This window comes from Brevundimonas sp. P2_A6, from assembly GCF_056404975.1.
In genome coordinates this window covers 106340-126906 of the sequence record NZ_JBFUCZ010000003.1, presented here as the reverse complement: position 1 = coordinate 126906, position 20567 = coordinate 106340, and the positions used below count along the sequence as shown (strand labels likewise).

The window sequence follows — 20567 nt, the reverse complement described above, 5'->3', positions numbered from 1 at the left end:
GAGTGTGCGCGCGTATGGCCGCTGCCCGCTCCAGGACCGCGATAGCAAGAACCACGGTGGCGCTGGGCGCGGCCGGGACGATCGCGTTCGCCCCGATCGCCGGGGCGGTTCCCGCGATCGCCCAGGAGGTCAGCGCGGCGCTCGACCCCGTCACCATTCGCATCGGCGCCAACCCGGGCTTCACCCGCCTGGAGTTCGCCGGCATCGTCGGTTCCCGTGCCCGGGTGCGCCGCGACGGCCAGAGCGTGGTCGTTCGGATCGGCGCCACCGCCGCCCCGGATGTCAGCCGCCTCAAGGTTGATCCGCCGCCTGGCGTCGAGAAGGTCGAAACGCGGTCCGCCCTCGACGCGACCGAGCTTGTCCTGACCCTGGCCGAGGGCGCGGATGCACGCTCCGGCTCGGCCGACGGAGCGGTCTGGCTGAACCTGTACCCCGCCGGCTCGACCGCTGCGGCCGCGACCCAGGCGAACGCGGTACCTGCCGGTGGCGCGGTCCCCGTCACGGCGACGAAGACGGGCCAGCAGGTCGCGCTCAAGTTCGACTGGGCCGCGCCTGTCGGGGCTGCGGTCTTCCGGCGCGGGGCGGCCGTCTGGATCGTGTTCGATACCGCCGCGCGCATGGACCTGGCGCGCGCCACGGACCTTGGCACGGGGCGTGAGGCGCGCTGGGCGGTCGGCCCCGACTACACGGCTATGCGGATTAGCGTGCCAGAGGGTCAGGCTGTAACGGCGGCGGGGCAAGGCGCGGCCTGGACGGTCACCATCGGCGGAACGCCGGGGGCTGCGACCGGCGTGGACGTCACCCGCGACGACCCCACCGACGCCGCCATCGTCGCCCGTATGGCCGGGGCGACCAAGGCGATCTGGCTGACCGATCCCATGGTCGGCGACCGGTTCGCGGCCGTTACGGCGCTGGCTCCCGGCAAGGGGTTCGGCGACCGCCGCGCCAGTGTCGACGTCACCCTGTTGCCGACGGCACAGGGTCTGGCGGTCGAGACGCCCACCGACGACCTGTCGATCAGGGCCGAGGGCGACCTGGTCACCCTGACCCGCCCCGGCGGTCTTCTGCTGTCGCCGCCGTCCGACGCCCTCGACGCCGCCGCGCCCGATGTGGACGCTGGTCCGCGCAAGGCCGCCTTCCCATCGCTGATTCTGTCCGACTGGGCTGATGCGGGGTCCGAAGGCTTCGCCGCCCGCTATCGCAAGCTTCAGGATGCCGCGGCCCAGGAGACCATCGCCTCCACGGACAATCCCCGCAGCCCCATCGAGGCGCGGATGGCCCTGACGCGGTTCCTGGTCGGCAACGGCCTGGGCTTTGAGGCCATCGGGGTCGTCAACGCCCTGATCGCCCAGACCCCGGCCATGCAGGGCGAACCCGAGGTGCGCGGCCTGCGCGGTGCGGCCCGCGCCTCCATCGGCCGTCTGGAAGAGGCGACCATCGACTTCTCCGCCGGCACCCTGGCGGGCGATCCCGCGACCAAGGTCTGGCAGGGCTATATCGCCTCCGAGCAGGGCGACTGGGCCGCCGCCCGCACCGCCTTCGCCGGCGGGGCCTCGGTCATCGACCAGTTCCCGACCGTCTGGCGCGCGCGGTTCGGGGCGGCCCATGCCATGGCGGCGCTGGAGACCGGCGACCTGACCGCCGCGCGCGCCCTGCTGGAATACAGCTTTTCCCAGAATGCCCCGGCCGCCGACCAGCTGACCGCCCGTCTGGTCCAGGCCCGGCTGTTCGAGCTGGACGGTCAGAGTGACCGCGCCCTGGCCGTCTACAAGGCCATCGGTCGCGCCCCGCTGGACGGCATCGCCACCCCCGCCAAGCTGGGCGTGATCAAGATCGAACTGGCCAAGGGCACGCTGACGCCGGTCGATGCGGCGGCCCAGCTGGAGCAGCTGAAGTGGCGCTGGCGCGGCGACGCGACGGAGCTGGCCGTGATCCGCACTCTGGGCGGTCTCTATCTGTCGCAGGGTCGCTACCGCGAGGCGCTGGACACCCTGCGCGGCGCGGGCAAGCGGCTGGGCGATCTGCCGGGGGCGGTGGAGCTTCAGTCGGACCTGCAGAACGCCTTTCGCGCCATGTTCCTGGACGGGGCGGCCGACGGGCTTCAACCCGTTCAGGCGCTGGCCTTGTTCTACGACTTCCGCGACCTGACGCCCGTCGGGGCCGACGGCGACGAGATGGTGCGCAGGCTGGCGCGTCGCCTGATCGACGTCGATCTGCTGGACCAGGCTGCCGAACTTCTGAAACACCAGGTCGACGAGCGTCTGGAAGGCGTCGCCAAGGCCCAGGTCGCGACCAACCTGGCCACCGTCTATCTGATGGACCGCCAGCCGGAGAAGGCGCTGCAGGCCATCTGGTCCTCGCGCACGACGCTGTTGCCGACCGCCCTGAACGCCGAGCGCCGCGCCCTGGAGGCGCGCGCCCTGATGGACCTGGGGCGCTACGACCATGCGCTGGAAACCCTGGCGGACGATCAGTCGCCGGCCGCCAAGGATGTGCGGGCGGAAATCTTCTGGAAACAGGAAAACTGGGCCGGGGCCGCTGCCCTCTATGAGCAGCGCCTGGGCGAGCGGTTCAAGGACACGGCCACGGCCCTGACACCGGACGAGGAAAGCCGCGTGATCCGGGCGGGCGTCGGCTACTCGCTGGCCCGGGATGCGGCGTCGCTGGCCCGGCTGTCGCGCAACTATGCGCCGTTCGAGGCGGGGGCCCGGTCGGGGCCGGCGCTGCGGATCGCGCTGGACGGTCTGGATGGGATGGAAGGCGCGGCGAGCGCCCAGGACTTCGCCGGGCTGACCGCCTCGGCCGATACCTTCGCCGGCTGGGTCGCCCAGATGAAGGCGCAGCTCAGAGACAGAACGGGCGGGAATCGTGCTGCCACGACGCCCGCCCCAACTGCACCTCAGGCCGCCGCGAGACCCGCTGGCGGCTAGGCTTTCAGTCCTACTTGTTGACGGCGTCCTTCAGCGGCTTGGACACGCGGAAGCGCACGGCCTTGGAGGCGGCGATCTTGATGGTCGCGCCTGTGGCCGGGTTGCGGCCTTCGCGGGCGGCGCGGGCAGCGGTGTCGAACACGCCCAGATTCGAGATGCGAACGTCGCCGCCGCCAGTCAGCGACGAGTGGATGTTCTTGACGATGGCTTCCAGCACGCGGCCGGCGTCGGCCTGCGAGACACCGGCATCCTTGGCGACGGCGGCGATGAGTTCAGCTTGGGTGGTCATAAGGGTCGTTTCCCGAAAAGCTCGCTCGATTCCCGAGCGATGACGGGGGGATCAACACGCCTTTTGCGCGACTTTGCAAGCGCCATCGGCGCGGAAAGCCTTTCAGGGTGGGGATTTACCCGGCCCCCGACGCCTGTCGGAAGCTCTCGACCAGGCTTCCCGCGACCAGCCGCCACCCGTCCACCAGCACGAAGAAGATCAGCTTGAACGGCAGGGAAATCACCACCGGCGGCAGCATCATCATGCCCATGGACATCAGCACGCTGGCCACCACCAGATCGATCACAAGGAACGGAACGAAAAGAAGAAATCCGATCTCGAACGCCTTCTTCAGCTCACTGATCATGAAGGCCGGGGTGACGACTCTCAGGGGCAGGTCGGCGGCCTGCGTCGGGGCCTCGATGCGGCTCAACCGGGTGAACAGCGCCAGGTCCCCCTGGTCCACCTGGGCCAGCATGAAAGTCTTCACAGGTTCCGAGGCCAGATCGAACGCCTGGGGCAGTTCCATCTGCTGATCCATCAGCGGACGGATGCCCGAATCATAGGCGTCCTGCCAGGTCGGGGCCATGACGATGGCGCTCAGGAACAGGGCCAGCGACACCAGAACCGCGTTCGGCGGCGACTGCTGCATGCCCAGCGCCGTCCGCAACAGGCTCAGCACCACGATGATCCGCACGAAGCTGGTGGTCATGATGACGATGGACGGGGCCAGCGACAGCACGGTCATCAACCCGACCAGCTGCACCACCCGTTCGGTCAGGCCCGCGCCGGTGCCGAGGTCCAGATTGATCGCCGCCCCGGACTGCGCCGCCGCCGCCGCGTCCTGGGCGAAGGCCGCGATCGGCCAGGCCAGACAGATCAGGGTGGTCAGCAGGGACAGCTTAAGGGCGCTGATCAATTCGGCGCGTGTGGGGATCTGGAACCAAGAACACGTATCCTCCCCGTTCGCCTCTCGGCGAATGGGGAGGTGGCTCGGAGGTGAAACCGTAGAGACGGAGGGGTTCTTGCCGCCCACAGAACCCCTCCGTCTGTTCGCAAGCGCTCGCATCCACCTCCCCAACGGCCAAGCGGCCGACAGGGAGGAGACGATGTCCTCCCCCCTCACTTCCCGTCCCCCCGCGGCTCGATCAGCTCGCGCCCTTCGCCCAGCAGGATCAGCCGCTCCTCGTCGTCGATCTTGACCAGGACCAGCCGCCGCGCGGGGTCCAGCACCAGGGTCTCGACCACAGTCATGCGTCGCTCGCCGCGTTCGGCGCTGAGCTTCGCCATGATCTGGGGCGCATAGCGACGCGCCGCCCAGGCGGCCAGGCCGATCAGGCCCAGGGTGAAGGCGAGGCCGAAGATGGCGCGCGCGAGATCGAGGAAATTCATGCTGTGGCGGCCCCGGATAGCCGGAGCGTGATCCCGAAAAGTGTCAGCGGTTTTCGGACGAGATCACGCTCCAAACCCAGGACGCAGCCTTAACGATCAGGGTTAACGCCGCGTTTAGATAACCCCCTGTTAACCACGCAGGCGGCATTTTCTGCCTATACCTCACGAGGACGATCCCGATGGGCGTCGCCGACATACCGCTGCTGGGCCAGATCAAGGGCCGCCTGTCGTGGCTGGACGAGCGCCAGCGCGTCGTGGCCCAGAACGTCGCCAACGCCGACACGCCCGGCTACGTCGCCCGCGACCTGAAGGCCCCGACCGACTTCGCGGCCGCGCTCAGGGACGGCGGGGGCCTGGGCATGACCCGCACCAATGCCGCCCACATGCCGCCCGGCGGTCCGAACGGCGCGCCGGTCGCGCGTTTCACGTCCAGCGCATCGCCGGATTCGGAGACGACGCTGGACGGCAACTCGGTGGTCGTCGAGGAGCAGATGCTGAAGATGGCCGAGAGCCGCATGGCCTATGACGCCGCCATCGGCTTGTATCAGAAGTCGATGTCGATGCTTCGCCTCGCCGCGAAAGTGCCCGGCAGATGACCGACCCCGTGAATGGCAGGAACGGCGCGCCCAGGAACACCGCCATGGCGGTCGCGGCCTCGGCCCTGACGGCCCAGCAGTCGCGCATGCGGATCATCGCCGAGAACATCGCCAACGCCGAATCCACCGCCCGCACGGCCGGCGGCACTCCCTATCGCCGCCAGATTCCGGTGTTCGAGGCGCGCAACATCGACGGCGCGACCGGCGTGTCCCTGGCCGAGGTCCGTCCGGACCAGAGCGACTTCCGCCGCGAATACGACCCATCGCACCCCGCCGCCGACGCCGACGGCTATGTGCTGCGCCCCAACGTCGACAGCCTGATCGAGTCGATGGACATGCGCGAGGCGCAGCGGGCCTATGAGGCGAACCTGAACGTCATCGAGACCGCGCGGACGATGGAAAGCCGCACCCTCGACATCCTGAAAAGATAGGACGTAAGCGATGAATCCCTTGATGGCGGCGCGGGCCTATGCGGCCACCCAAGGCACCGGCGGAGCGAGCGCGGGCGCGGCCGTCGCGGGTGGTCCCGACTTCTCGCAGATGCTGCAGGGCGTCATGGGCGACATGACCAGCCAGACCCGCGCGGCCGAGACCCAGATGACCCAGGCGGTCCAGGGCCAGGGCTCCATGATCGACATGGTCACCGCCGTCTCCAGCGCCGAGGCCTCGCTGGAAACCGTCGTCGCCGTCCGCGATCAGGTGATCCAGGCCTACCAGGAAATCATGCGGATGCCGATCTAGGGCGAAGCCTATATCGAGAAACTGACCCCGCAGCCACAGCTGGTAGCCGCGTTCGGATTGCGGATCACGAACTGGGTGCCGGCCAGTTCGTCGACCCAGGCGATCTCCGACCCCTTCAGAAACGGCACCGAGACCGGATCGATCAGGGCCGCCTGACCCGCCGTCTCGATGCGGAGATCGTCGGCCTCGCCCGTCTCGACCAAGTCGAGCCGGTACTGGAAGCCCGAACACCCGCCGCCCTCGACCGCGACGCGTAGCAGGACGGGATGACCCTCGGCCTCGCCCAGCTTCGCCAGCCGCTTCGCCGCGCTGTCGGCCAGCACGATGCCCTCAGGCGCGCGGGTCGCCAGGGTGAAGGTCGGGGCCGGATCGGCAGAGGGCGATTGGACGCTGGTCATGGTGCCCTATATGAGACCGCGAGAGCCGGTTCGCAAAGGCCGGACGGATGAAGCCTGACCCCGTGAGCCACAATCGCCTGCGCAGCCCCTATGCCGAGACGCCCGAGGCCTCGCGCGGGCGGCTGATCCCCGAGCCCCCCAGCCGTACTCGCAGCGCCTTCGCCCGCGACCGCGACCGCATCATTCACTGCACCGCCTTTCGCCGCCTGAAGGAAAAGACCCAGGTCTTCGTGGCGCATGAGGGGGACCATTATCGCACCCGCCTGACCCACAGCCTGGAGGTCAGCCAGATCGCCCGGTCCCTGGCCCATGCGCTGGGGCTGGATCAGGACCTGGCCGAGACCATCGCCCTGGCCCACGACCTGGGCCACCCGCCCTTCGGCCATGCGGGCGAGGACGAGCTGCAGGCGCAGATGCAGGCATGGGGCGGGTTCGATCACAACGTCCAGACCTTTCGCGTCGTGACCGACCTGGAGGTCCGCTATCCCGCCTGGCGTGGGCTGAACCTGACGTGGGAAACGCTGGAAGGCGTCATCAAGCACAATGGTCCGGTCACGCACCGGCTGGACGAACCGGCCTGGAAGGCGATCGCCGACTATGCCCGGGGCTGGGACCTGTCGCTGGACGGCTTTGCCTCGCTGGAGGCCCAGTGCGCCGCCATCGCTGACGACATCGCCTACAACAACCACGACGTGGACGACGGGGTGCAGGCCGGTCTGTTCACCCTGGCGGACCTGGCCGACGTGCCGCTGATCGGACCTGTGCTCCTGGCCACCCGCAAAGACTGGCCCGACGTCGACGAGCGGATGATCCGGCTGGAGGCCGTGCGGCGCATGATCGGCGTCATGGTCGATGACGTGCTGGCCGAGACCACACGCCTGCTGACCGAGCACCGCGTCGCATCGGTTCAGGATGTGCGGACCGCGCCGCGCGCCCTCGTCCAGTTCTCGCCCAGCATGCTGGCCGACCTGGGGGTGCTGCGCCGGTTCCTGTACGAGCGGATGTATCGCCACTACCGCGTCAACCGCACCCGCAGTCAGGCCCGGCGCATCCTGGCCGAGATGTTCCAGCTGTTCATGGCCGAGCCCGAGGTCCTTCCCAGCGAATGGGCCTTCGCCGCCGAAGGCAAGGAGGCGCGCCGCGCCCGCGCCGTCTGCGACTACATCGCCGGCATGACCGACCGCTATGCGATCGGGGAGCACACCAAGCTGTTCAACCTCGACATCGGCCTCGATCTCTGATTCTACGAAAGGCCAGGGCAGGCTAGGCTGGGCGGCCGCCGCATCGATTCGCGCCCGGTCCGATGGAGACGAAACGCCATGTCCCACGACGATGACCACCGTCCCCGCGAACGCGGTGCCTACACGCCCCCGACCGATGACGATCTGCCGTTCAACCGGGGTGGCTTCGACGCGCGACGCGGTCCGCCCGCCAAGGCCCCGCCCGTCACCCTGATCGTCAGCGCGGGCGTCCTGCTGGTCCTCATCATCGCCGTCGTGCTGTTCTATCGCTCGGGCCTGCGATCCTCGAACGACGCTCCGCCGGCGATCGGGACGCCCGTGGCCCAGATCCGGGTCGCCCCGACCGAAGATGCCCAACCGATCGATCCCGAGGCCGGCGTGGGCCTGTACGATCAGGCCGAGGACACGACCACGGCACCAGCCTTCACGCCCCCGCCCGAGACGCCCCAGCCCCGGCCCCTGCCGCGCCCGATCGAGGCCGCGCCGGTCACGCCACCTGCGACCCGGCCCGCGCCGACACCGACGCCGACGCGGCCCGCCCCTACGACCCAAGCCACGACCACACCTGCTGCCTCCGCCAACGGCGCGGGCGGATCGGCCGCCGTGCAGATCGGGGCCTTCTCCTCGACCGCCATCGCAGACCGCGAATACGCGGCCATGGCCGCCCGCTTCCCCCAGTTCGCCCGGAACGCCACCAAGCGGGTGCAGGAGGTGACGGCGTCCAACGGATCGACCGTCTATCGCACCACCTTCACCGGCCTGAGCGCCGAGGATGCCCGCAGCTTCTGTTCGGCGATCAAGGCCGGCGGCGGCGACTGTCTGGTGCGATAGGGCCTTGGCCACCGCCGCCATCTACGGCTGTTCCGGGCTGGTCCTGACCGAGGACGAACGCGCCTTCTTCGCGGATGCCCAGCCCTGGGGCTTCATCCTGTTCCGGCGCAACGTCGACAGTCCCGAACAGGTACTGCGCCTCACCGACGCGCTGCGTCACAGCGTCGGCCGGGACGCACCGGTGCTGGTCGATCAGGAGGGTGGACGCGTCCAGCGGCTGGGGCCGCCGCACTGGCCGAAATACCCGCCCGGCGACGCCTATCTGAAGGCCACCAACGACGCGCTGACGGCGCGCGAGCTGGCCCGCCTCGGCGGTCGGCTGATGGCGCATGACCTGAAAAGCGTCGGCATCAACATCGACTGCGCGCCCGTTCTGGACGTGCCGACGGCCGGTGCCCACGACATCATCGGCGACCGCGCCTATGCCCAGGATCCGGCCGCGGTGACGCAGCTCGGCCGGGCGGTGGCCGAGGGGCTGCTGGCCGGCGGTGTCCTGCCGGTCATCAAGCACATGCCCGGCCACGGCCGGGCCTTCGCCGACAGCCACAAGGAACTGCCGACGGTCAATGCAGGTCTCGAAGCCCTGGACGCCTGGGACTTCGCCCCGTTCAAGGCCCTGTCCGACATGCCGATCGGCATGACGGCCCACATCGTCTTCACCGCCATCGACCGGAAGCACCCCGCCACCCAGTCGAAGAAGGCGATCAAGCTGATCCGCGAACATCTGGGCTTCGGCGGCCTGCTGCTGTCCGACGACCTCTGCATGAACGCCCTGTCCGGCACCCTGACGGAGCGGGCCGAACGGTCGCTGAAGGCCGGATGCGACCTGGTCATCCACTGGAACGGCGATATGGCCCAGATGCGTCAGGTGGCCGAGGGCGTGGGCAAGCTGAAGGGCAAGGCCCTGCGCCGCGCCGACGCCGCCCTGGCCCGCATCGTCCATACGCCCGAGCCGCTTGATGTCTTCGAGGCGCGCGGCCGGTTCGACGCCATGCTGGCCGGGCGGCTTACGGCGGCCAAGGGCCCGGACGTGGGCGAGGCGCAAGCATGACCCGGCGTCAAGCAGCGCGACCGCGCGTCAGGCCCCACTAGGATGTCCGAAGGCTTCCAGCCCAACCTGGATTTCACGGCGGCGGTCGAGGTCGACGACCGTGATGCCTTCGTCGTCGATCTGGACGGCTATGAGGGTCCGCTGCATGTCCTGCTGGCCCTGGCGCGAAACCAGAAGGTCGATCTGCTGAAACTGTCGATCACGCGGCTGGCCGAACAGTATCTGGCGTTCGTGCACGAGGCGCGGCGTCGCAACTTCTCGCTGGCGGCCGACTATCTCGTGATGGCGTCCTGGCTGGCCTATCTGAAGTCGCGCCTGCTGCTGCCCCGCACCGACAAGGGCAAGGGCGACGAACCCCCGGCCGAGGAAATGGCCGCCGCGCTCGCCTTCCGCCTGCAGAAGCTGGAGGCCATGCGAAAGGCGTCCGACGCCCTTCAGGCCCGGCCCCAGCTGAAGCGCGACGTCTTCATGCGCGGCGACCCCCAGGCCACGGTGATCGTGCCGTCCGACCGGATCGACGCCAGCCTGTATGAACTGATGGCCGCCTATGTCGGCCAGCGCCGCCGCGAACAGGCCCGCCACTACAATCCGGGCCAGAGGGTGGAGGCCTATCCTCTGGAGGAAGCCCGCGACTGGCTCAGAGACATCCTGCCCCGGCTGTCCGAATGGACTCCGCTGGAGCGCGTGGCCCCGGTGCGGGACGGGGAGGGGCCTTCGCAAGCCTCGCTGACCGCCTCCACGCTTTCGGCCGGCCTTGAACTGGTCAAGGAGGGCGCGATGGACGTGCGCCAGGAAAAGGCCTTCGACGAGGTCTGGCTGAAGCGGCGGGGCGAGGGACCGGGCCAGGGTCAGCCGCTGGAGCTGACGCCGTGAGCGGCCTGACCTTCGCCCCCGACGAGGCCGAGATTGAACGGCGGGTGGAGGCCCTGCTGTTCGCCGCCGCCGGGCCTCTGTCGGCCGCCGACATCGCGCGTCGCCTGCCGGAGGGCGCCGACGTCGGACGAGCCATCGCCGCGCTGCGAGCCCGCTATGAGGGCCGGGGGGTCGAGCTGGCCTGCGTCGCCGACCGCTGGGCGTTCCGCACGGCGGCGGACCTGTCCTTCCTGATGACCGAGGAGCGCGAGGAGCCGCGCCGCCTGTCCAAGGCCGCGCTGGAGACCCTGGCCATCATCGCCTACCACCAACCCGTCACCCGGGCCGAGATCGAGAGCGTGCGCGGCGTGTCGATCTCTCGCGGCACCCTCGATCTGCTGCTGGAGATGGGGTTCGTGCGGTTGCGGGGACGCAGGCGGACGCCGGGACGGCCGGTCACCTATGCGACGGCGGACCGCTTCCTGGAGCATTTCGGCCTGGCCAGCCTGCATGACCTGCCCGGCGCGGCCGAGATGAAGGCGGCGGGGCTGCTGGATCTGTCGCTGCCGACCGGGTTCGAGGTGCCCAATCCGTCCCGGTCCGGCCCGGACGAGGAGGATCCCATCGAGGACGGCGACGCCCCGGAGTTCGCCCAGGATTTCGTCGGCGACTGACTGCCGCAGCCGCCGGAACGCAACCCTTGTTCCGGCTTGGCCGTTTGTGAGCGAACGCCGATCAAACCGAGGAACGACCATGCGCATCCTGACCGCCGCTTCCGCCGCCGCCATCACCGCCTTCGCCCTGGCCGCCTGCCAGCCCGCCGCCGAGGAAAAGACCACCGCCGCCGAGCCGCAACAGCCGATCGAATCGACCAGCGCTCCGGCCATGGGTGGTCCGACGGAACTGCCCCGGGACGGCGGCGTGACGCCGACGCCGGAAGCGATGGGGGGCGCTTCGGCCGCCGATGTCGGGGCCGCCGTATCACCGGACCAGGCCGCCGTGCTGGGTGGTGGCGAACAGAACAAGCAATAGGCCTGTACGGCTTGACGTAGGCAGGGGGCGTGGCTATACGCACGCCTCCGCCGCTGGGGCTTCCTCGCGGCTTTTCTGTTTTCGTTTTGCCTCTAGCCTGCGCTGAAGCAGCGAGCCGCCGAGCGGCGAGCGTTAGCGCCACCAAGGATTTCCGACCATGAAGGTCCGCAGCTCGCTCAAGTCGCTCAAGACCCGTCACCGCGACTGCAAGGTCGTGCGCCGCAAGGGCGTCGTCTTCGTGATCAACAAGACCGACCCGCGCTTCAAGGCGAAGCAGGGCTGACGCCCGGGCGCTAACGCGCGCGACGCGGTCGTGCGCTTCTTGAGCGCAGGATGGTCTATCCACAGGTCGCGGGCTTTGTCCGCGACCTTTTTCGTGTCCGGCGTTGAGCCGCCATCGCCGACGTGGTTAGCGTCCGGCTCATTTCCGGAGAGACTGTTTTGGCTGACGACGCTTCCTTCGACGCCTCCCCCGACGTTCTGAACTCGGCCGCCCAGGGCCGTCTGCGCACGATCATCGAGCGCATCGAGCGCCTCGAAGAGGACAAGGCCGCGATCATGGCCGATCAGAAGGAGGTCTTCGCCGAGGCCAAGGGCGAGGGCTACGACGTCAAGATTTTGCGCAAGGTGATCCGCATCAGGAAGCAGGACAAGGCCAAGCGCCAGGAAGAGGACGCCATCCTGGACCTGTATCTGTCGGCGCTCGGCGAGATCTGATCCTGAAGCGGACGCCCATCCAGGGCGGTCCGAAGGGCCAGTCTGGCCCACTCAAGCGCTCGACCGGCTTCAGGCCCGGCTCCGGGTTTCAAGCCAAGAACAAACCCGCGCCAAGCCCGTTCGAGGCCGAGCGTGAGGCTGCGCGTCGCAAGGCCCTGAACGCGCTCAAACGCGCCAAGCGCGCCGCCGACAAGGCGGGCATCGCCCTGTCCGAATGGGAGGGCGAGTTCATCGAGGGCGTGTCGGATCGCATCAAGACCTATGGCCGCGCTTTCGGCGACCCGGAGAAGGGCGCGCCGGGCCAGGCCTTGTCGTCTTTGCAGGGCCGAAAGCTGAAGGAGATCACCATGAAGGCGAACGGCGAGGAGCCGAAGCGCCGCTGGGCTCGCAGGAAGCCCGACGCCGAACGCTAATCCGGCCACGCCTTCATGGCTTCGGCGACGACGCGCAGCAGCTTCTCGCGCGACGCACCGTCCCGGGCCAGGGTCGACAGCCCCTGGGTCATAGCCATCATGTGACCGGCCAGCGCGTCGGCGTCCGTGTCGGCAGGAAGGGCGGCCGACGCGACGTCCGTCTGGATCCGCTCGCGCAGGGCCGCTTCGATGCCATGACGGATCGTGGCGATCTCGGCTTGCAGGTCAGCGGCGGCAGGCGAACAGCTGAGCGTCGAGGTGGCCAGCAGGCAACCGGTCGGCGTCGTCTCGCCCGTGAATCCCTCGGCCGAGGCGGTCAGCAGACGCTCGGCGGCCGCGCGCGCGGACGGTGCCGAAGCGATCGCGGCTTCCGGCGGTTCGCCGGACAGATAGAGCGCCACCGTTTCACGGAAGAGCCGTTTTTTGTCGCCGAACGCGGCGTAGAGGCTGGGCGGGGTGATGCCCATGGCGGCCGTCAGATCGGCGATCGAAGTCGATTCATAGCCGTGCCGCCAGAAGGTCAGCATGGCTGCGTGCAGGGCCTGATCCCGGTCGAACGACAGCGGGCGTCCAGCCTTTCGGCGCGTCAGAACCTCGACTTCCATAACTATCAATATGAAACACTTGACCGGCGTCGGCAAGGGCGGCTAGGCGTTCCATAGCATTCACTAGGAAATATCCATGTCGCTCTCCGACTTTCGCACCCTGGGCCGTTCGGGTCTGGTCGTCAGCCCTCTGGCACTGGGCACCATGACCTTCGGCACGGCGCGGTGGGGCCTGGGAGAGGAAGGGTTGCGGGAGGTATTCGATGCCTATGTCGAGGCGGGCGGCAACTTCGTCGACACGGCCGATGTCTATTCCAGCGGCCGCAGCGAGGAGATGGTCGGCGACTTCATCGCGTCGCGCGGCCTGCGCGACCGGATGGTCGTGGCGACCAAGGCGGGATTCGCCGCCGGGTCCGGCGCGCACAACGGCGGTGCCGGGTCGCGCCATCTGCACGCGGCGCTGGACGGTTCGCTGCGGCGGCTGAAGACCGACTATGTCGATCTGTACTGGCTTCACGTCTGGGACGGCGTGACCCCGGCGGAGGAACTGCTGGAGACGATGTCCGGGCTGATCCGGGCGGGGAAGGTCCGCTACTGGGGCCTGTCGAACACCCCGGCCTGGTATGTGGCCAAGGTGGCGACACTGGCGGCGGTGCGCGGCATGCCCGGACCGATCGCCCTGCAATATTTCTATTCCCTGGCAAACCGCGACGTCGAGGACGAGCACGTTCCGCTGGCCGCCGAGTTCGGCCTGGGGCTGCAGCCCTGGAGCCCGCTGGCCTACGGGTTGCTGACGGGGAAATACGACCGGGCGACCGTAGAGGTGGGCGCTCCTCGGCCGGGAGGTCTGCCACGAGATGCCGCGACGGGGACGGAACGGCGGCCCGAAGACGACAAGCGACTGGACGGGGCCAATCCGTTCGGAGACAGCCTGTTCACCGAGCGGAACTGGCGCATCGTCGATGAGCTGCGTCGTGTGGCGGACGAGGCTGGACAGACGCCGGCGCGCATCGCCCTGGCCTGGGTGATCGGCCGGCCAGGCGTCGATTCGACCCTGATGGGCGTCAGCAGGGCGTCGCAGGTGACCGACAACATCGCGGCGCTGGACGTCATCCTGTCGCCCCAGCACCGCGCGGCCCTGGATGCCGTCAGCGCGCCGGAGCCGCGGCTGATCTATGGCCTGCAATCGCGCGAGATGCGCCGCCAGGTCGTATTCGGCGGCGCATCGGTGCGGGGGTGGGGCGAGATCTAGAACAGGATCTTGCGGAACGTCAGGCTGATGACCCGACCCTGGGGGTCGAGGTAGTCGGGCTGGTAATTCAGCGCCAGATCCCCCGTCGAGGAGCGAACATCCTGGCGGCTGTCGAACAGGTTCTGGATACCGAGGTTGATCCGCGAACCCTTCAGCCACGGGAACTTCGCCACCAGGTCAGGGCGCGATGACAGGTCGGCGAAGACGTTCAGGTTGACGGTCGTCTGCGATCCGAACGTCAGATCCGATCCACCGAGGCCGCCATCGACGCGCGTGCCTTCCACCCAATTGGCGTTGACGAAGGCACCCAGACCGCTCTTGAACACACCGCCCTGAACCTGGACCTCATTGCGGGCCGTACCGCCACGGGACCCTGTGGCCGCGCCGTTCAGCAGGTCGAGCGTCGGCAGGGTATCGGCGATCACGATCTGATCGGTGAAGCGATAGGTATGGTAGATCGACAGGTTGAAGCGGCCTTGGCCCGGCTGTCCTCCGCCGAATCCGCCGCGCCCGCCACCCCCGCCGAATGCGATCGCTCCGCCGCCGGGGCCGCCTTGACGACCCTGACCGGCACCGCGGGGCGGACCACCTTCACCGCCACGCCGTCCGCCACCGCCCAGACCCGCCAGACCCCCGGCGCCTGGAGCGCCGGCGGCGGGAGGCGTCGGGGTGCCGAAGGCGCGCGAGAAGTTGAAGCCGGTGCGCAGCTCCTCGCGGCGGGTCTCCGCATAGTTCAGAGGGCGAGCGTCGATCGAGATCAACTGCCCCCCGGCGTCCCGCGTGAAGCGCGACGGCAGGGCCGCTTCCAGGTCGGGTGTAATGGTCGGGAAGGCGCTGATCGCGTTCTCGATCGTGGTGCTGGTGTAGTTGGTGCTGACGCTGAAATCGGTGGCCGACCACGGCTTGAAGTTCAGACCGACCTTCCAGACGTGGCGGTTGTCGGCGTTCAGCCCGGCGTTGCCGCCGTCGATGCGATTGACCAGGACCGTCTGGCCGGTGCGGAAGTCGAACACGGGCGAGTTCGGCGTCGTGACGACCGGATCATTCAACTGCTGGATCGTCGGCGCGCCCTCTTCGTCGGTATAGCTGACGATGACGCTGAAGGGATCGGCTGGTACCCAGTTGAACCCGCCACCCAGGGTCGTCAGGCCACCGAAGTCCGAGGCGCGGTCATATCCAGCGTTGAAGTTGATCGACAGGTCGCCCAGAAAGCCCAGGATCTCGCGGCTGGGGTCCGAGATCGGCAGGGTGAAGTTGGCCAGGCCATAGGCCCGGTCGCGACCGATCGAACGGGCGCTGAAGACGCCGGAGCGGGTGCTTTCCGAATCGAGCGTGCGGGTGTCGCCACCCAGTTTCAACGTCATGTTCAGACCCCCGGCAGGAGCTTCGAACAGGTCGCCGCTGAGCACGCCCTCGACGTTGCCGCCGCTGGCCACCGAGTTCGCGCTGTCAACCAGTCGAGTGAAGCTGCTCGGCACCAGGGCACCGAAGGGGTTCAGGATTCCGGCCGTCACGGCAGCCTGGGCGGCGGTGCTGCTCAGGCCCCGTCCCGTGGTCGTGTCGGTCTCCACCCGGTCATAGGCCCCCGACAGCGACCAGCGATAGTCGCCGATATAGCCGTCAAGAAGCAGGCCCAGATTGCCGGTCAGGGTTTCGTTGTCGCGGGTCACCGCACCCGGATCGGCGATGTAGCGATAGACGGCCACGTCTTGCGAGAACGGCGACCCGTTTCGTCCGGCCGGCGCCTGAAGCGTCACGCCGGGCAGACCCAGATAGCTGAAGCTGGTGGTGTCGTTCAGGTTCAGACTGACCGTGCCCTTGATGGTCTCGTTCAGGTCTCGGGCCCAGGAGGCGGTCAGGCGGGTGGTGTCCCCGCGGGGCAGCAGGGTGCGATACGCCCCCAGGTCGCCGGTGCGCGGCGTGTTTGCCCCGGCCGCGAACTGGGCCAGCGTCGGGTTCGCGACGCCGGGATTGGCGGCGACGGTCACGGGTGTGCCCGCCAGGGTCGACAGGGCGGGGTCGATCTGGACGCCGTAGGGAATACCCGCGACGTTGCCGATCAGATCGAACGGCTGGGACCCCGGCGAGCGGGTGATGTCGCGCTCATCCTCAAACAATGCGGTGTTGTGGGTCCGCTCCAGTTCGACGTTCCAGCGGTCTCGAACGTTGACCTGGAAGGCGCTGACCTGGGCCCCGGTGGTCGTGCGTCCGCCTTGCGACGGTCCGCTGACGCGCCCCTGCAGGGAAGCCTGACGGAAATCGGCCTTCAGGATGATGTTGACCACCCGCTGGTCGGCGGCGAACCCATAGGTGAGGGCGACTTCTTCCGGCAGAATCTCGAACCGCTCGATGGCTTCGAACGGGATGCCGCGGATCTCCTGAAAGCCGGAAGTGCGGCGACCGTTCAGCAGCACGACCGGACCGCCGTCGCCGCGCCCGCGGCCGCTGCGGGTCAGGGGTTCGACCGCCGCCAGCAGTTCTGCGACGTTCGTCGCGCCATAGGCCGCCAGCTGTTCCGAGCTCAGGGTGATGTCGGGCTCGATGTCGCCGCGCACGCTGCCGCGCGGTTTGGTTCCCGTCACCGTGACGTCGAGGCCGCTTGTCGCCTCGCCGTCGTCCGACGCCGGCGCGCCGGAGGGCTGGGCGTCCTGTTCTTCCTGCGCGGTCGGGTCCGAGGCTGTCTGGGGCGGAACCGTCTGCACGGGCGCAGTCTGAAGGGCGCCCGAGGCGAGGGCGTAGAGCAGGGCTGCGGCGATGGTCATGAACAGGTCCGGACAGAACGAGGAAAACACCCGACGTCTTCAGGCCGGCGCGATGCGCGGCCCTGTCCGGCGGTCGTTGTTATACGGCCCTGCTATCTGTATCCGTCGCGGCGTCAATGAGGCCAAATGTGTCGGTGACACGTCCGGGTTGAAACATGCGGCCCATCGGCCACAGTGTGATCAGGACGCTTCCTTCAACGCCCCTTCCAGCCCCTGTTCGCGGACCTTGCGATACAGGGTGGACCGACCGATGCCGAGGCGACGGGCGATCTCGGACATGTGGCCGGCATAGACCTCGATCGCGTGCTGGATCAGGTCGCGCTCGATGTCCTCGAGCGTCCGCAGATGGCCCCGGTCGTCGAGGATCTTGATCGGCTGGTCGGGCAGGGGCGGCAGGTCGGCGTAGTTCATGATCGCGGCCGAGGGCTGGGCCTCGGTCTCCAGCGGCATGGCGACGCCCGAGATGGCCGGGAAGTCGTGCGGCTGAAGGAAGGGCGCGTCGGCCAGAACGATGGCGCGATAGATGGTGTTCTCCAGCTGGCGCACGTTGCCGGGCCAGTCGAAGGCGGTCAGCAGGGCCAGGGTCTCGGGCGAGGCGCCGGCGATCCGCTTGCCCTCCTCGACGTTGAAACGGCCGACGAAATGATCGATCAGGGCCGGGATGTCCTCGCGCCGTTCGCGCAGGGACGGAGCCTCGATCGGGAAGACGTTCAGGCGATAGAACAGGTCTTCGCGGAACCGGCCCTCGGCGACGGCGCTCGACAGGTCGCGGTTGGTGGCCGAGACGATGCGGACGTCGACCTTGACCGCGCGCTTGGCCCCCACCGGGTCGATCTCGCTCTCCTGCAGGGCGCGCAGCAGCTTGACCTGCATGTCCAGTGGCAGCTCGCCGATCTCGTCCAGGAACAGGGTGCCGCCGTTGGCCTCCATGAACTTGCCGAGGTGTTTGTCGGAGGCACCGGTGAAGCTGCCCTTCTCGTGGCCGAACAGGATCGACTCGACCAGATTGGCGGGCAGGGCACCGCAGTTGACGGCCACGAACGGCTTGCCGGCGCGGTCGGAGGCACCGTGCAGGGCGCGGGCGATGACTTCCTTGCCGACGCCGCTCTCGCCGGTGATCAGGACGGGGATGGACGATTTGGCGGCGCGGGCACCGAGCTGTTTGACCATCTGCATCGGGCGACTGTCGCCGACCAGATCGGCGAAGGTGACGCGGCCGGCGACATGCTTCTTCAGCCGGCCGACCTCGGCGGTCAGCTGCGTCAGCTGGAGGGCGTTGCGGATGCCGACCAGGATGCGTTCGGGGCTGGCGGGCTTGATGAAGAAGTCCTGGGCACCGGCCTGCATGGCCTTGACCACGGTCTCGATGCCGCCGTTCGCGGTCAGGACGATGACGGGGGTGGTGACACCGGCGGTGCGGATCTCGGCCAGCGCCTCCATCCCGCTCATGCCAGGCATGACCAGATCCAGCAGCACGACGTCGGCACCGCCGCCCTTGGTCAGGCGATCGATGGCCTCGCCGCCGCTCTCGGCATGGGCGACGATATAGCCTTCACGATCCAGAACCGCCTGAACGAGGCGGCGCTGGGTCGGATCGTCGTCGACCACCAGAACGGTCTTTGCCATTGGGCACCCTCATCGCCGGATCGGCCGTCGCACAGGCAAGCGCGACTGGCTCGTTTCGGGACGGTTTTAGGCAGGTTGCGGTGAAGATCGGGTTTGGGGGCGTGGTGTGCGGGCGGTTAACAGCTCAACACTTGGGCGGTTCGAGAACGACGAGATCCGCAGGCACGCCGCTGCCGGTATCCAGCGCCGGGCGATGGTTCGCTCCTGCCCTGAGTTTGCCTTGACGCAACAGGTCCCGGGGATCGACAGGGGCCTGGCCCTGGCACACCACGGGCGTGAACCTGCCCTGCAGCCAGAAGGTACCGTATTCGGCGTCCTCGCTGAACAGCGTGATGCCGTCGGCTTGGGCCATTAGAATGTCGCCCTCGGGAAAGCCGATCGCGGGGCCGGTGACCGCAAGGCAATCGCCGTCGGCACGGCAGGTCGCCCTTGGTTCGTCGGGGCCGCCGACGATCTGCAAGAAAGCCTCGGGCAGGGCGGGCGAATTCGCAAGCGTGGCGACGACGGGTTTGAAGTCGGTGTCGGTCGTCGTTTCGGGTGTGACGGCTTCGGTCTGCGCCGCCCTGGCGCGATCGGCGATGGCGGGATTGTCCGAAGCGGCGAGCCTGGCAAGGGCCGCGCGCCCGGCCTTGCCGCTGTCGTTCCACAGGAAGGCGTAGTCGAAGGCTTCGGGTGAGACCTTGTCGGCCTTCAGTCGGGCGACCTGATCTGTGACCGACAGGCGCGACGGGTCGGCGATCGGCGTGAACAGCGCCAGGATCGTCAGCACGACCATCACTGCGGCACCGATGTTCGTGCGCTCCAGCGGCTGCATCCAGTCGCCCTTCGACCAGAAGGTGCGCAGGGCGGCATAGCCGTATCCCCCCGCATAGGCCGCGCCGACGACCGTGCAGGCGATGGCGATGATCCGGTCGGGCGTCAGGCCATGCTGACCGATCCGCAGGCTAAGCCCCCAGAAGGCGATCAGGATCAGGGGGGTCAGCAGAACCGAGGCGACGCGGACGGCGATCCGGAGCGCGGCGGGCGGCAGGTTGTCGTCTCGGCCGTCCTGATAGGCGGCGTTGATCAGGACGACCAGAAAGCCCGCCGCAGCGAGGACCAGGGCCGTCGCGCTGCCGGTCTGCCACAGGCCGTCGAGCCCGGTGAACGGCAAGGCGGCCAGGAAGCCTCCGACGAGCACGGTCAGAACCAGCAGCAGCCAGGACAGCAGCATCAGGGCGACAGTGCGCACGCCGCGGATCAACCCGTCGCGCACGTCCGTCAGCTGAACCGCCGTCGCGAAGGCGAGGCCCGTCAGGGGCAGGGAGAACCAGGCCTTCTCCAGCAGGTCACCCAGGAAGCTCAGGCCGATGATGTTGAACAGGGCGGCACCCAGGAACAGCAGCAGCCAGAACGCCCCCGCGAACCCGATCGACAGGACCAGCTGCACACCCGCCATCCAGGCCGCGTCGAAATAGGCCGGATAGCCGGCGATCGGGCGACGTTCGCGATCCGCCGGCACGACCAGATGGTGGGCGATGAACAGCGCTGCAGCTCCGAATGCGAACAGCGGAAAGGTCGCCTGCAACCCCTCTCCCGCCGTTTGCCGCGCGATGTCGTGCCAGGCCAGCAGGGCCAGGGCGATTCCCGCCACCAGGCTCCAGACGCCATAGACGACCAGCCTCAGCTTGCCGACACCCGCCAGCAGCACCGCCGGCAGGAAAAGCACGACCAGCAGGGCCGGCGTGAACAGTTCGGGATGCCGTTGCGACCAGCTCGCGTCGCCGCCTTCGGCTGCCCGCACCAGCAGATACAGCAGGATGCCCTGCGCCAGTCCGATCGCCAGACGGGCCAGACCGGTAGCGCGCCGGTCGCCCGCGTGGCCCAGATCGTCCCGCCCCGCCCCGGTCGTGGTCATCGCTTCGATCGTCATGGTCAGCC

At 68.6% G+C, this 20567-nt stretch carries 22 protein-coding genes; 14 read left to right on the top strand and 8 right to left on the bottom strand.

Features of this window, described 5'->3' with window-relative positions; all coding sequences use genetic code 11:
* Window positions 1-14 precede the first annotated feature (14 nt).
* The gene (locus tag AC1DW4_RS09610; RefSeq protein ID WP_477017037.1) at window positions 15-2930 is read left to right on the top strand and encodes a tetratricopeptide repeat protein; all 2916 of its coding nucleotides are present in this window, start codon (window positions 15-17) and stop codon (window positions 2928-2930) included.
* Window positions 2931-2940: 10 nt separating this feature from the next.
* On the opposite strand, the gene AC1DW4_RS09605 is transcribed toward AC1DW4_RS09610, so the two are convergent.
* From AC1DW4_RS09605 to AC1DW4_RS09595, 3 genes are all read right to left on the bottom strand, one after another.
* Entirely contained in the window at window positions 2941-3219 is a 279-nt protein-coding gene (locus AC1DW4_RS09605) for an HU family DNA-binding protein (RefSeq protein ID WP_298162342.1), read from the bottom strand.
* Window positions 3220-3334: 115 nt separating this feature from the next.
* Window positions 3335-4117: a flagellar type III secretion system pore protein FliP gene (fliP, locus tag AC1DW4_RS09600; RefSeq protein WP_477017036.1), complete on the bottom strand. Its 783-nt coding sequence runs from the start codon at window positions 4115-4117 to the stop codon at window positions 3335-3337.
* Window positions 4118-4320: 203 nt separating this feature from the next.
* Window positions 4321-4590 (bottom strand): FliO/MopB family protein, encoded by a 270-nt coding sequence (locus AC1DW4_RS09595; RefSeq protein WP_477017035.1) that lies wholly within the window; start codon window positions 4588-4590, stop codon window positions 4321-4323.
* 179 nt (window positions 4591-4769) lie between these two features.
* On the opposite strand from AC1DW4_RS09595, the gene AC1DW4_RS09590 reads away from it, so the two are divergent.
* The 3 genes from AC1DW4_RS09590 to fliE are packed head-to-tail and all read left to right on the top strand — an operon-like array spanning window position 4770 to window position 5927.
* Window positions 4770-5186 (top strand): flagellar basal body protein, encoded by a 417-nt coding sequence (locus AC1DW4_RS09590; RefSeq protein WP_477017034.1) that lies wholly within the window; start codon window positions 4770-4772, stop codon window positions 5184-5186.
* Entirely contained in the window at window positions 5183-5617 is a 435-nt protein-coding gene (gene flgC / locus AC1DW4_RS09585; protein WP_477017033.1) for a flagellar basal body rod protein FlgC, read from the top strand. Before AC1DW4_RS09590 ends, flgC begins: the two co-directional genes overlap by 4 nt.
* 10 nt (window positions 5618-5627) lie before the next feature.
* Window positions 5628-5927, top strand: coding sequence for a flagellar hook-basal body complex protein FliE (gene fliE / locus AC1DW4_RS09580; protein WP_477017032.1), 300 nt, complete (start codon window positions 5628-5630; stop codon window positions 5925-5927).
* Window positions 5928-5935: 8 nt separating this feature from the next.
* On the opposite strand, the gene AC1DW4_RS09575 is transcribed toward fliE, so the two are convergent.
* Entirely contained in the window at window positions 5936-6325 is a 390-nt protein-coding gene (locus AC1DW4_RS09575; RefSeq protein WP_477017031.1) for a HesB/IscA family protein, read from the bottom strand.
* Window positions 6326-6387: 62 nt separating this feature from the next.
* Between AC1DW4_RS09575 and AC1DW4_RS09570 the strand changes: the two genes are divergently transcribed.
* From AC1DW4_RS09570 to AC1DW4_RS09530, 9 genes are all read left to right on the top strand, one after another.
* The gene (locus AC1DW4_RS09570) at window positions 6388-7566 is read left to right on the top strand and encodes a deoxyguanosinetriphosphate triphosphohydrolase (RefSeq protein WP_477017030.1); all 1179 of its coding nucleotides are present in this window, start codon (window positions 6388-6390) and stop codon (window positions 7564-7566) included.
* Window positions 7567-7644: 78 nt separating this feature from the next.
* Window positions 7645-8397 (top strand): SPOR domain-containing protein, encoded by a 753-nt coding sequence (locus AC1DW4_RS09565; protein WP_477017029.1) that lies wholly within the window; start codon window positions 7645-7647, stop codon window positions 8395-8397.
* Window positions 8398-8401: 4 nt separating this feature from the next.
* Window positions 8402-9448, top strand: coding sequence for a beta-N-acetylhexosaminidase (gene nagZ / locus AC1DW4_RS09560; RefSeq protein ID WP_477017028.1), 1047 nt, complete (start codon window positions 8402-8404; stop codon window positions 9446-9448).
* 42 nt (window positions 9449-9490) lie between these two features.
* Window positions 9491-10321 carry a segregation and condensation protein A gene (locus tag AC1DW4_RS09555; protein WP_477017027.1) on the top strand — a complete coding sequence of 277 codons (831 nt, stop codon included), beginning with the start codon at window positions 9491-9493 and terminating at the stop codon, window positions 10319-10321.
* Window positions 10318-10974, top strand: a complete 657-nt coding sequence (gene scpB / locus AC1DW4_RS09550; RefSeq protein ID WP_477017026.1) for an SMC-Scp complex subunit ScpB — start codon at window positions 10318-10320, stop codon at window positions 10972-10974. Before AC1DW4_RS09555 ends, scpB begins: the two co-directional genes overlap by 4 nt.
* A gap of 79 nt (window positions 10975-11053) precedes the next feature.
* Window positions 11054-11332 carry a hypothetical protein gene (locus AC1DW4_RS09545; RefSeq protein WP_477017025.1) on the top strand — a complete coding sequence of 93 codons (279 nt, stop codon included), beginning with the start codon at window positions 11054-11056 and terminating at the stop codon, window positions 11330-11332.
* A 157-nt stretch (window positions 11333-11489) separates the two neighbouring features.
* Window positions 11490-11615, top strand: coding sequence for a type B 50S ribosomal protein L36 (ykgO, locus tag AC1DW4_RS09540; protein ID WP_008263184.1), 126 nt, complete (start codon window positions 11490-11492; stop codon window positions 11613-11615).
* Between the two features lie 158 nt (window positions 11616-11773).
* Window positions 11774-12049 carry a nucleoid-associated protein GapR gene (gene gapR / locus AC1DW4_RS09535; RefSeq protein ID WP_269514654.1) on the top strand — a complete coding sequence of 92 codons (276 nt, stop codon included), beginning with the start codon at window positions 11774-11776 and terminating at the stop codon, window positions 12047-12049.
* A gap of 155 nt (window positions 12050-12204) precedes the next feature.
* On the top strand, window positions 12205-12462 hold the full coding sequence (locus AC1DW4_RS09530; protein WP_477017288.1) for a hypothetical protein: 258 nt from the start codon (window positions 12205-12207) through the stop codon (window positions 12460-12462).
* Here the strand turns inward: AC1DW4_RS09530 and AC1DW4_RS09525 are convergent.
* Complete coding sequence (locus tag AC1DW4_RS09525; protein WP_477017287.1) at window positions 12459-13067, bottom strand: TetR/AcrR family transcriptional regulator; 609 nt, start codon at window positions 13065-13067, stop codon at window positions 12459-12461. The two genes, AC1DW4_RS09530 and AC1DW4_RS09525, sit on opposite strands and share 4 nt — an antisense overlap.
* A 76-nt stretch (window positions 13068-13143) precedes the next feature.
* Between AC1DW4_RS09525 and AC1DW4_RS09520 the strand changes: the two genes are divergently transcribed.
* On the top strand, window positions 13144-14259 hold the full coding sequence (locus tag AC1DW4_RS09520; protein ID WP_477017024.1) for an aldo/keto reductase: 1116 nt from the start codon (window positions 13144-13146) through the stop codon (window positions 14257-14259).
* Here the strand turns inward: AC1DW4_RS09520 and AC1DW4_RS09515 are convergent.
* The 3 genes from AC1DW4_RS09515 to AC1DW4_RS09505 all read right to left on the bottom strand — a co-directional run bounded on the left by AC1DW4_RS09515 (window position 14256) and on the right by AC1DW4_RS09505 (window position 20559).
* The gene (locus tag AC1DW4_RS09515) at window positions 14256-17021 is read right to left on the bottom strand and encodes a TonB-dependent receptor (RefSeq protein ID WP_477017023.1); all 2766 of its coding nucleotides are present in this window, start codon (window positions 17019-17021) and stop codon (window positions 14256-14258) included. The two genes, AC1DW4_RS09520 and AC1DW4_RS09515, sit on opposite strands and share 4 nt — an antisense overlap.
* A gap of 180 nt (window positions 17022-17201) precedes the next feature.
* Window positions 17202-18647: a sigma-54-dependent transcriptional regulator gene (locus AC1DW4_RS09510; RefSeq protein WP_477017022.1), complete on the bottom strand. Its 1446-nt coding sequence runs from the start codon at window positions 18645-18647 to the stop codon at window positions 17202-17204.
* A gap of 124 nt (window positions 18648-18771) precedes the next feature.
* On the bottom strand, window positions 18772-20559 hold the full coding sequence (locus AC1DW4_RS09505) for a DUF4153 domain-containing protein (RefSeq protein ID WP_477017021.1): 1788 nt from the start codon (window positions 20557-20559) through the stop codon (window positions 18772-18774).
* Window positions 20560-20567: the final 8 nt, after the last annotated feature.